The 10,314-nt window shown below is 38.9% G+C and carries 12 protein-coding genes; 4 read left to right on the top strand and 8 right to left on the bottom strand.

Annotated features, from left to right (window positions below; translation table 11 throughout):
* Positions 1-160 precede the first annotated feature (160 nt).
* The 4 genes from A3H37_02515 to A3H37_02530 all read right to left on the bottom strand — a co-directional run bounded on the left by A3H37_02515 (position 161) and on the right by A3H37_02530 (position 2,642).
* Positions 161-643, bottom strand: a complete 483-nt coding sequence (locus tag A3H37_02515; protein OGL51622.1) for an NADH-quinone oxidoreductase subunit C — start codon at positions 641-643, stop codon at positions 161-163.
* Positions 644-724: 81 nt separating this feature from the next.
* The gene (locus tag A3H37_02520) at positions 725-1,219 is read right to left on the bottom strand and encodes an NADH dehydrogenase (GenBank protein OGL51623.1); all 495 of its coding nucleotides are present in this window, start codon (positions 1,217-1,219) and stop codon (positions 725-727) included.
* Positions 1,210-1,605, bottom strand: coding sequence for an NADH-quinone oxidoreductase subunit A (locus tag A3H37_02525; protein ID OGL51624.1), 396 nt, complete (start codon positions 1,603-1,605; stop codon positions 1,210-1,212). The genes A3H37_02520 and A3H37_02525 overlap by 10 nt, the downstream gene beginning before the upstream one ends.
* A gap of 314 nt (positions 1,606-1,919) precedes the next feature.
* Positions 1,920-2,642: a hypothetical protein gene (locus A3H37_02530; GenBank protein ID OGL51625.1), complete on the bottom strand. Its 723-nt coding sequence runs from the start codon at positions 2,640-2,642 to the stop codon at positions 1,920-1,922.
* 106 nt (positions 2,643-2,748) lie between these two features.
* On the opposite strand from A3H37_02530, the gene A3H37_02535 reads away from it, so the two are divergent.
* The 3 genes from A3H37_02535 to A3H37_02545 all read left to right on the top strand — a co-directional run bounded on the left by A3H37_02535 (position 2,749) and on the right by A3H37_02545 (position 6,384).
* On the top strand, positions 2,749-3,687 hold the full coding sequence (locus A3H37_02535) for a hypothetical protein (protein OGL51626.1): 939 nt from the start codon (positions 2,749-2,751) through the stop codon (positions 3,685-3,687).
* Positions 3,688-3,733: 46 nt separating this feature from the next.
* Positions 3,734-4,837 carry a tRNA 2-thiouridine(34) synthase MnmA gene (locus tag A3H37_02540; protein ID OGL51627.1) on the top strand — a complete coding sequence of 368 codons (1,104 nt, stop codon included), beginning with the start codon at positions 3,734-3,736 and terminating at the stop codon, positions 4,835-4,837.
* A gap of 158 nt (positions 4,838-4,995) precedes the next feature.
* On the top strand, positions 4,996-6,384 hold the full coding sequence (locus A3H37_02545; GenBank protein ID OGL51633.1) for a ribosomal protein S12 methylthiotransferase RimO: 1,389 nt from the start codon (positions 4,996-4,998) through the stop codon (positions 6,382-6,384).
* A 77-nt stretch (positions 6,385-6,461) separates the two neighbouring features.
* On the opposite strand, the gene A3H37_02550 is transcribed toward A3H37_02545, so the two are convergent.
* Both A3H37_02550 and A3H37_02555 read right to left on the bottom strand, forming a co-directional pair.
* A complete protein-coding gene (locus tag A3H37_02550; GenBank protein OGL51628.1) occupies positions 6,462-6,848 on the bottom strand; it encodes a hypothetical protein in 387 nt (128 codons plus the stop codon).
* 98 nt (positions 6,849-6,946) lie between these two features.
* The gene (locus tag A3H37_02555) at positions 6,947-7,546 is read right to left on the bottom strand and encodes a hypothetical protein (protein ID OGL51629.1); all 600 of its coding nucleotides are present in this window, start codon (positions 7,544-7,546) and stop codon (positions 6,947-6,949) included.
* A 185-nt stretch (positions 7,547-7,731) separates the two neighbouring features.
* Between A3H37_02555 and A3H37_02560 the strand changes: the two genes are divergently transcribed.
* Positions 7,732-8,844 carry an alanine dehydrogenase gene (locus tag A3H37_02560; protein OGL51630.1) on the top strand — a complete coding sequence of 371 codons (1,113 nt, stop codon included), beginning with the start codon at positions 7,732-7,734 and terminating at the stop codon, positions 8,842-8,844.
* 9 nt (positions 8,845-8,853) lie between these two features.
* Here A3H37_02560 and A3H37_02565 read toward each other — a convergent pair whose 3' ends face one another.
* Together A3H37_02565 and A3H37_02570 are read right to left on the bottom strand one after the other, a co-directional pair.
* A complete protein-coding gene (locus tag A3H37_02565) occupies positions 8,854-9,375 on the bottom strand; it encodes a thioredoxin peroxidase (protein ID OGL51631.1) in 522 nt (173 codons plus the stop codon).
* 41 nt (positions 9,376-9,416) lie between these two features.
* The gene (locus A3H37_02570; protein OGL51632.1) at positions 9,417-9,785 is read right to left on the bottom strand and encodes a hypothetical protein; all 369 of its coding nucleotides are present in this window, start codon (positions 9,783-9,785) and stop codon (positions 9,417-9,419) included.
* Positions 9,786-10,314: the final 529 nt, after the last annotated feature.

Raw genomic sequence — 10,314 nt, forward strand, 5'->3', positions numbered from 1 at the left:
AAACAAATTCAAAATGTTAATTTTCAAAAGTGAATTACCCATCAGCAATCTAGAGGGTATCCTGACAAAAACCAAATCAAATCCCCCCTCGCCCCCCTTTAGAAAAGGGGGGTTGGGGGGATTTGAAAATTATTTGTCATTTGGAATTTTATTTCATTTATCACTTTACCTCAGGCTCTGCATCCTTGCTTCTGTAAGGATAATCCTTTCTCAAAGGATGTCCTGTCCAGTCATCAGGAAGAAGGATTCTTTTTAAGTTTGGATGTCCCTCAAAAACGATTCCAAGAAGGTCAAAAGCCTCCCTTTCGTGCCAGTCAGCTGTCCCCCAGACTGATGTAACAGTGTTAACCTTTTCACCTTCTTTCAGCCCTGCCTTTAATCTCAGTCTCTCCTTTGCATCTACTGAAAAGATATGATACACAACCTCAAACTTCTCATCCCTGTCAGGGTAATGAACCCCGCACAGGTCTGACAGTAAATTGAACTTAAATTCTTTTTTAAGGTATGAACAGATATCAACTATGTTCTCTTTTTTCACCCTGACAGTAAGCTCATCCTTTAAATCTCTGAGTGTTGTCACTTCAAGCACTGAATCAGGAAATTTCTCCTTTAATGCCTTAACAACCCTGCTATCTTCCATAATTTACTTCTTACTCCTGACTTCGCGCTCTTCTTTTAAGCAGAGCTACGCTCTGCCTGCCTACCGCAGGCAGGCAGCTACTTTTCACTTGCTCCCCACTGCCTTCTTTGCTATTGTCATTTTACCTATCTTTTCCTGAAGGAGCAGGAGACCGTGGCAGAGAGCCTCAGGCCTTGGAGGGCAACCCGGAATATAAATATCAACAGGAATTAATTTATCAACACCCTGCACAACGCTGTATGTTGGAAAAATCCCTCCTGTATTTGCGCAGGCTCCCATTGAAACAACCCATTTTGGCTCAGGCATCTGTTCATAAAGCCTTTTTATTATTGGAGCCATTTTTATTGTTACTGTGCCTGCAATTATCATCATATCAGACTGCCGTGGTGACGCACGAAAAACCATTCCTGACCTCTCAAAAAAATCATATCTTGAAGCGCCTGCTGCCATCATTTCAATAGCGCAGCAGGCAAGACCAAAAGTCATTCCCCACAGCGCAGACCTTCTTGCCCAGTTAAAAACAAAATCTGTTGAGGTTATCAAAACGTTAGGCCCAAATCTTCCTTCAATTAAACCCATTCAAGCGCTCCTTTTCTCCAAGCATAAAAATAACCCACAAAGAGGATTATTATGAAAATCAGCATCTCAATAAAACCAAAAAGTCCTATCTTTTTAAAAACCACAGCCCATGGAAAGAGGAAAATTGTTTCAACGTCAAAGATTATGAAAAGCACTCCTATCAGAAAATAGCGGACATTATATGAACCACGTGTATCAGGAGTTGCAGGCTCAAGCCCGCATTCGTAAGGCTCAAGCTTTACTTTATTAGGTTTGCTTGGACGGACAATGATGGCTATAATAAATGTTCCAAATCCGAATGCAAGAGCTGCAAGCAGGAGAATCAGAATCGGAATGTACGGACCTATCTGTTTGTAGGTATTAAAATCAGAAAAAAAATCTGCCATTTAATTTCCTTTTTTAACTTTTAAGCAGTGTTTTTAGCTCCTTAAAATTAGTGGCAAAAGTTCAAAAAAATCAAATCTAACACTCTTAATTTATTGAATTAACGAAGAATATCCTCACATCAATTCTCTCCCAAACTGATAATGAATAATGAAAATCATTTTTTTGAAAAAGCGCTTTCAGTTACCATGTAGGTAAAAAGTTTGCAAGGGTTTTTTAAGAATATTAAAATATGGCAGAAATGCAGGAAATAAAATCCCCCTGTTTATAAAAAAAAGGGGGAATTTTTCTGGAAAAATAAAAAAGCCCGGGAATATTATCCCTGCTGCTTAGGTTTTATCTCCATTTCAACTCTGCGGTTAATCTGTCTTCCTTCAGGTGTATCATTGGAAGCAACTGGAAATGTAGCTCCATATCCGATGGTTGTTATTCTCTCATGAGCTACTCCTTCTACAAGCAAAGCTGATTTCACTGCCTCTGCCCTCTGCTCTGAAAGCTTTTTATTGTAATCAGCATTCCCTATGCTGTCAGTATGCCCTTTTACAGTAACATTTGTGTCAGGATAACGTTTAAGAACTGAGGCAATTTCTTTTAAATTATTTATAGCCCCGGCCTGAAGAACAGTTGAATTTGTGGCAAACAGAGTATCACCCTTAAGGTTTACTATTATATCATCACCCTTTCTCTGAAGCTCTGCAACCTTAGCCTTTTCTGCTTCCAGTTGCCCCTGAGTTTGCTGGAGTTGTGCCTGCTGTGCATTCTGCTGGTCAATAATCGCCTGCAGTTCTTTCTGCTGGTTATCCATATAATGACCTATCACTCCGCCTGCCAGAGCGCCAACACCTGCGCCGATTGCTGCGCCAAGACCGGCATTTCCTGACTTGGAACCTATAATAGCTCCTGCACCTGCGCCGATTGCTGCGCCAATCAGACCGCCCTGGGCAGTCTTGGTGCTGAGGGCTTCTTTTGTTGATTCACACCCAAAAGATAAAAAAACCATAATGGCAACAATCAAAATTGAACTAGTCAATTTCCTCATAAATAACCTCCTTTTCGAGTTAATGTCCTATATAGATTGACTAATATTTTATTATATAATATTCAAATGTCAACAAATTTTATGTCAATTTAAGGAGGAAAAAATTATGGCATTAAATTATGATGAAAATTCCCGTGCAATGCTGGATAAAATATTAATGGCATGGCCTCTTGTTACAAGAGAGAGGTGGAAGGAAAGAATCCTTTATAACTGCGAAAAGATTGCTGCCCTTAAAAATCTGGAGATAATTACAAGCGAAACTCTTCTCCAAGCTGCCCAAGAAGTTGCTCCAAAATCCTATGAGCCGCTTTTCTTGAAGCTCAGGGAACCTGATGTCTTTGCAAAAGTAATACAGGAAACACGCCAACAGGAAACTCTGGCTCCGAAGGACCTGCCTGTCAGGATAAAACGATGGGAAACTCCATATAGCGGGAAGAAAGAGGTTTTAAACAAGAACCCTGAAGAAATGAAAGTTATAGCCTTTTGCGGAAGCCCAAGGGTTGGAGGCAATACTGACGTCCTGATTGAGCAGTTATTAAATGGGGCTCAGAGCAGGGGTGCAAAAACTGAAAAAGTAATGCTGCATAAAAAGAAAATCGGTTATTGTACGGGTTGCCGCATGTGCAGAAAGGGAGATGTTTCTACAATTTGCGTAATCAAAGATGACATGACACCTCTCTATGACAAGATATACGGGAGTGATTGCATCGTGGTTGGATTCCCAATATATACAGCAAGGGAATCAGCCCAGACCTCTGTATTCTTTGACAGGCTTGATTGCTTAGCAAACCCGTATCTGACCAGAAAAGTTCCGGATGGAAAAAGAGCTGCTGTAATCGGAACATGGCAATGGCCCGGTGAAGAAACCTATGCCTTTATATTAGAAGGACATGCGACACTCCTGAAACTCCATTATATGGAGCCGGTGGAAATAATCTCAGCCTCAGGATGTAAAGGGAAAAATTATGGCCGCGGCGCTGTAGCAAATGACCTTAAAGGGATGGAAGATGTGTTTCAGGCAGGAGAGAAGCTGGTGTGTGGATAGGACAGGCGTCCTGCCTGTCCAAGAAAGTATTTTCAGATAAACAACTATGAACACTAAAAAGAGAGTAGTCGTTGCAATGAGCGGCGGAGTTGACAGCTCAACTGCTGCTGCCATTCTCGTTTCTCAAGGGTATGATGTGATTGGTGTATCTCTTCACCTTTTCGACTACTCGCCCTATACATCCACCGGTTTTGGCACATGCTGTTCAATTGCTGACATAGAGGATGCAAGAAGGGTATCTGAAAAACTTAATATTCCTTTTTATGTAATAAATTTTGAAAAAGAGTTTAAGAACGAGGTAATAGACTATTTTGTTTCCCAGTATCTCTCTGCAAGGACACCAAATCCCTGCATACTCTGCAACCAGAAAATTAAATTCCGGCATCTTTTAAGAAAGGCAAAGGAAATTGGCGCAGAATATCTGGCAACAGGGCATTATGCAAGGATAGGGTTTGATGAAAAAACCGGGACATACTATGTAAAAAGAGGAATAGATTCAGCCAAAGACCAGTCTTATTTCCTTTTTAACCTGACACAGAAAGAACTTCCCTCCGTCCTCTTTCCTGTCGGAGAGTATACAAAAAAGGAAGTCAGAAGCATTGCAAAAAAGTTTGGATTAAAAATATCAGAAAAAAAAGAAAGCCAGGAGATATGTTTTATTCCTGACAAAGACTATCCTTCGTTTATTAAAAAAGAATCAGCATTGCAGGGTTTTGATGCAGGAAATATTGTGAATCTCAAAGGAGAAGTTTTAGGGAAACATAAGGGAATGCCATTTTTCACAGTAGGACAGAGAAGGGGGCTTGGTGTTGCAGCTAAAAACCCTATGTATGTACTCGAGTTAAAACCTGAAACAAATGAAGTTGTGGTAGGAAGCAAAGCAGAGCTCAGGGCTGAATCCTGCGTTGTAGAGGATATCATCATTAATGGAATGCCTGAGGATTTTAAAAACACAAGATGCACTGTAAAATACCGTTACCGCACAAGGGAAGCAGATGCTGTTCTTACAAAACTATGCGGTAATAAAATAATGTGCAGATTTCTAAAACCCCAGCATGCAATCACTCCGGGACAGGCTGCAGTTTTTTATGACGGAGACAGGGTTTTGGGAGGAGGATGGATTGCCAAGTATGAGAAGTGTAAAGTGTAAAATTATAATTTAAAATTAAAAGTTTTAAGTTTTGAGCTTTAGTTTTCAGTTTTGCGCTTTAAGTTTTTAGCTTTCGTACTCTCTACTTGCTACTCACTACTTATTTAGCTGAATAATTATTTGCTCAGGAGATTTAAATCTTGAACGTAAAAGTCGGAATGATAAGCCTTGGCTGCCCGAAAAACTCCGTTGATTCTGAAATAATGCTTGGGCTTTTGGAAAAAGAAGGGTTTAGGCTGACCACCAACAAAGAAGAAGCCCGGATAATTATAATCAATACCTGCTCATTCATAGAGTCAGCCAAGAGCGAATCCATAGAAGCAATCCTGGAAATTACAGAGCTTAAGAAAAAAAACAGCCCGCTTAAATCAATCATTGTAACAGGATGCCTTCCTCAACGATATCAGGATAAACTAAAAAAAGAGATTCCTGAAATTGATTTCATGCTTGGTCTTAACCATGTCACAGATATTGTAAAAATCTGCAAGAAAAGTATTAGGAGAAATTCATCAATTCCCCCATCTCCCCTTTTGCAAAGGGGGGTAAGGGGGGATTTAACAAATCTGCAACTATTTAAAAATTCTTCATGGAATTTAAAACAAAAAACAGGTCTATATAAATCTAATCTGCCGAGAAAACTCCTTACTCCAAAGGCAACAGCATATGTTAAAATCACTGACGGATGTGATAACTGGTGCTCATACTGCACCATACCTTCTATCCGCGGGAGTTTTAGAAGCCGGAGCATTGCATCAATAGTTGATGAAGCCGCCATTCTTGCAGAAAATGGCGTCAAGGAAATCAACCTCATAGGGCAGGACACAACAAGCTACGGAAGAGATTTTAAGAAAAATATCAGTTTCATAAATCTTTTAAAAAAGCTGATTGATGTAAAAGGCATTGAGTGGATAAGAATCCTCTACACTTATCCCTCTGAGATTAATCCGGAATTGATTAGCCTCATACGCAGTGAAAAAAAAATCTGCAAATATCTTGATGTTCCGCTCCAGCATATTGATAACAGCATATTAAAAAATATGAGGCGAAGATACACCGGCAGGGACATCCATTGCCTTATTGATAAAATAAGAAAATCCATACCTGATATTTCTTTAAGAACATCTATCATTACGGGATTTCCAGGGGAAACTGACAAGCAGTTTAAAAAACTCTGTTCCTTTATTAAAGAAATCGGATTTGATAATCTTGGAGCCTTTTCTTACTCAAGAGAAGAGGGAACAAAGGCTTATGCGTTAAAGAACCAGATTCCTGAAAAAGTTAAGATTAAACGCTTAAAGGAAATTATGAGGATTCAGAAAAACATTTCTTTTAGGAAAAACAAAAAACTGATTGGAAGCTGTCAGAAAGTCCTCATAGAAGGTTACTCACAAGAAACAGATTTGCTCCTTGCAGGAAGGATTCAGGGTCAGGCGCCGGATGTGGATGGAATAACATATGTAAATGAAGGAAATCCGGCAACTGGAGAAATTTCTGATATCTTAATCACTAATGCCATAGGGTATGATTTGGTTGGAAAGGTAATCTGAAATTTCAAATAACAAATTACAAACAATATCAAAATTTAAAATTCCAAAACAGTTTCAAACACACTCTATCCTACAAATCAGTCCTTTGTTGCGTGAATCAAAACCTGGCTGTCATTTAATGTCCACACATCAAGAACTGGGTCATTGTCTATGTTTGCAGATGCCCTTGCAGTAAATCCTGTCTGGCTGCTCTCCGTTATTTCATATTCATAGTACTTATTACTCTGCGGGAAAAAACCTAAAGCAGAAAGGTCTGAAGCAAACTCGTCGTGTTCAGCAAAATAATTGATTTCATACCTGTAAAGTGCAATTAAGTTAGTACTAGCTTCAATGGTTATAGCTTTTTTCCTGTATCCAAGATAGAGCGGTATTGAAATTGAGGCTATGATTCCAGTTATAAGGACAATAATTGCCAGCTCAACCAAACTAAAACCTTTTGTTTCCCTGATAAAAGGTTTGCTCATAATTCCTCCTTATATTACAGAACGACCCATCCAGCCAATTTAAATAATTAACTTGTCAAATCCAAGAGAACCCTCAGAGGTTTTTACAAAAACTCCTCTTAAGGTAACGGATCAGTAGGTTCTGTCAATGAGGCAAGTTTTTTCATCCTGCCCAATGCTTCATTTGTTTTGTTTCCAACTTCTGCAGCCGATAGCGTTCCTTTTTCCATATCATTTAAAAGCTCTGTCAGCACAAGTGAGCCTTTTGTGCTAATAAGATTTATTTCCTTTCTCCGGTTCTCAATGGAATCGAGCATCTGATTAAATTCATCCTGAAAATCTTTTAGAAAATCATGCTTGCGCAGTTTAATTCTTTTAGAAAAATCTCCTGAAATTACATTTTTCGTAACAGATTTAAAACGCTGAATAGGACCAAAAAATCTGTGAGTTACAATCACGCTGTGCAAGCCCATTATAAACATTGTTAAAACAAGAGCCGGCAAATAATGCTTCTCAAGGAAAAAAAATTCCCTTGCAGCCTGTACCTGTGCATCAAGAAGATAATTTTCTGAGCCAAGAATCCATAGAGTTGGCATGTAAATAAAAAACGTGAGAAACATAGTATAAACCATCAAATAGACCACAACCATTATGGCGTATTTTGACTGGGCAAACCGGTCCACAACATATTTTTTTCTTTTATCTTTTTCTAATGCCATTAATTTTCCTCCTTATGACTTAATCTTTTCTAATTTGTTTTCATAAAACTTGAGCCAACTTGTTGATTATTTTAAATTTTGAGTACTGCTATTGTCAATCAAATTCTGCTTTTATGCTTGATTAGAATATCATTTGAAGTTAAAATGAATTTAGGTAATTTGAAATTATTACAGGAGAGTTTATAATGCGAATCGGTGTACCAAGGGAAATCAAAGACCATGAATACCGTGTTGGAATCACACCAGCAGGAGTAAAGGCTCTGGTAAATGCCAGGCATAAAGTATACATTGAAAAAGGAGCCGGGATTGGAAGCAGTATAAGCGACTCTACTTTCAAGTTTGCAGGCGCCAATATCATCAAGTCTGCAAAGGAGGTATATTCAGTTGCAGATATGATAATGAAGGTAAAAGAGCCGCTTCCTGAAGAATACCCGCTACTCAGAGAAAACCAGATACTCTATACATTCCTCCATTTAGCTTCTAACAGAAAGCTCACTCAGGCTCTGATTAACAGAAAAGTAATTGCAATAGGTTATGAAACCATTCAGATAAAAAACGGAACACTTCCTCTTCTTACTCCAATGAGCGAGATTGCAGGCAAGATGTCAATTCAGATTGGCGCTTCATATCTCCAGAAGGATAAGGGGGGAAGAGGAATATTGCTTGGAGGAGTCCCGGGAGTAAAGCCCGGAACAATTGTGATTCTTGGCGGCGGTGTCTCAGGAATAAATGCCGCGAAGATAGCTGCAGGATTGGGAGCCGGAGTTATAATACTTGATATAAACCTTGAAAGGCTTGCCTATCTTGATGACATCTTTCAGGGAAGAATCATAACCCTTATGTCAAACTCGGAAAATATTGAAAATTTTGTTGTCAATGCTGATTTGTTAGTCGGGGCAGTCCTTATTCCGGGTGCAAGGGCGCCTGTGCTTGTAAAAAAAGAACTCGTCTCAAGAATGAAGCCCGGTTCAGTGATTGTTGATATTTCTGTTGATCAGGGAGGCTGCATTGAAACCTGCAAGCCGACAACCCACAGCAATCCCATATTTACCGTCAAAGATGTAATACATTACTGTGTAACCAATATACCTGCTGCAGTTTCACGCACATCAACCTTTGCGCTTACAAATACAACTCTTCCCTATGCGCTGAAAATAGCAAACAATGGCTTTCTTAAGGCTGTTACCTCAGATGAGGCTTTAGGCAGGGGAATAAATGTATTTAAAGGCAGAATTACTCATCCGGCAGTTGCAGAATCATTTGGAATGAAATATACACCGCCGAAAGAGTTGATTTAAGCAAAAATATTATGCCTTTCCCAAAGTCTTCTTTCCGGGCTTCCATTCAACAGGACATAGTTCCCCGGTCTGAAGAGCTTTAAGAACCCTTAACACTTCTTCAACGCTTCTCCCAATACCAAGGTCGTGGACAAGCTGGTATTTAAGTGTTCCTTCAGGGTCAATTATAAAGGTTCCTCTCAAGGCAATACCTTTATCCTCAAGAAGGACACCATAGTTCCTGCTCACATCTTTTGTGATGTCTGAAAGCAATGGATACTTAAGCTGTCCCAGTTCTTTAAGCCATGCCTTATGAGAGAACTTGCTGTCAATACTCATACCAAGAACCTGAGATTTAAGTTCCTTGAACTCATCATTCCTTTTGGAAAACTCTGTGATTTCTGTTGGGCATATAAATGTAAAATCCAGAGGATAGAAAAACAGCACAACCCATTTACCTCTGTATTTGCTCAGACTTTCTGAAATGAACTGATCTTCCAGAACCCCTTCAACCTCAAAATTCGGTGCTTTTTGTCCCACTTGTACGCTCATTTCTAAAACCTCCTTTAAAATATTTGGGATTCTAAATTTTACTACTCTTTCCAGTCTTCCTCAATTATCCTGTATTTCTCAGGGAACTTTCCTTCGTAGCGCAAAAATGATGGTACAGGATATCTTATTCCTCCCTTTTGTGTTCCTTCCAAGCCTTCAAGAACTTCGGAAATCCTGCTATAGGGAATTGTAAATGCCATTTCATAATCCTCAGTCTGGGCAAAAATTCTGTCGCCGTAACATGGGAAAATGACCTGGCATATGGCGATTCTGTGCCCGAAATCTTTTAAAGGGACTTTTGCCTTCTCAGGCAAAACATCTCCTTCCCTCATCATTTTAATTCCAAGTGGAAATGACTGTGCGCGGATGTAGAATTCAAGCCTGTCATTTATTTTTTTTAAATCATCCATATTGCAACCACATAAAACTGAGGAAACAAATTTCTCAACAAACAAAATTCTAAATCCTAATTTCTAAACAATGCTTCGACTTCGCCCAGTATGGTGAGCCTGTCGAACCATAAAATTCAAATTCTCAAAACTGTTTTGGATTTAGATCATTAGGATTTTAACTTTGTTTAGAATTTAGGATTTAGAATTTAGAATTTTTTACTCCTCACCTTTCAATCTCCCCAACAATTATATTCAAACTCCCTAAAATCTCAATTGCGTCTGAGATTATTCCACCTTTAAGCATATATGGAAAGTCCTGATATAAAGGGAAACACAGCGGTCTGACTTTTATCCTGTAAGGATTTTTGTCTCCATACTTATTATATAAAAACCAAGCTCATCATTGGCAACCTTAGTGTATGAATATATCTCTCCTTCAGGTGAAAAAATCCCATGCATAATTAATTTTGGTTACTCTTATATTTCTATAATTTCAAGGCTTATTTTCAAAGCCTCATTTACTTCTTGTATTTTCTCAGAAGAAACT

This window comes from Candidatus Schekmanbacteria bacterium RIFCSPLOWO2_02_FULL_38_14, from assembly GCA_001790855.1.
In the GTDB taxonomy this organism is placed as follows: Bacteria; Schekmanbacteria; GWA2-38-11; order GWA2-38-11; family GWA2-38-11; genus 2-02-FULL-38-14-A.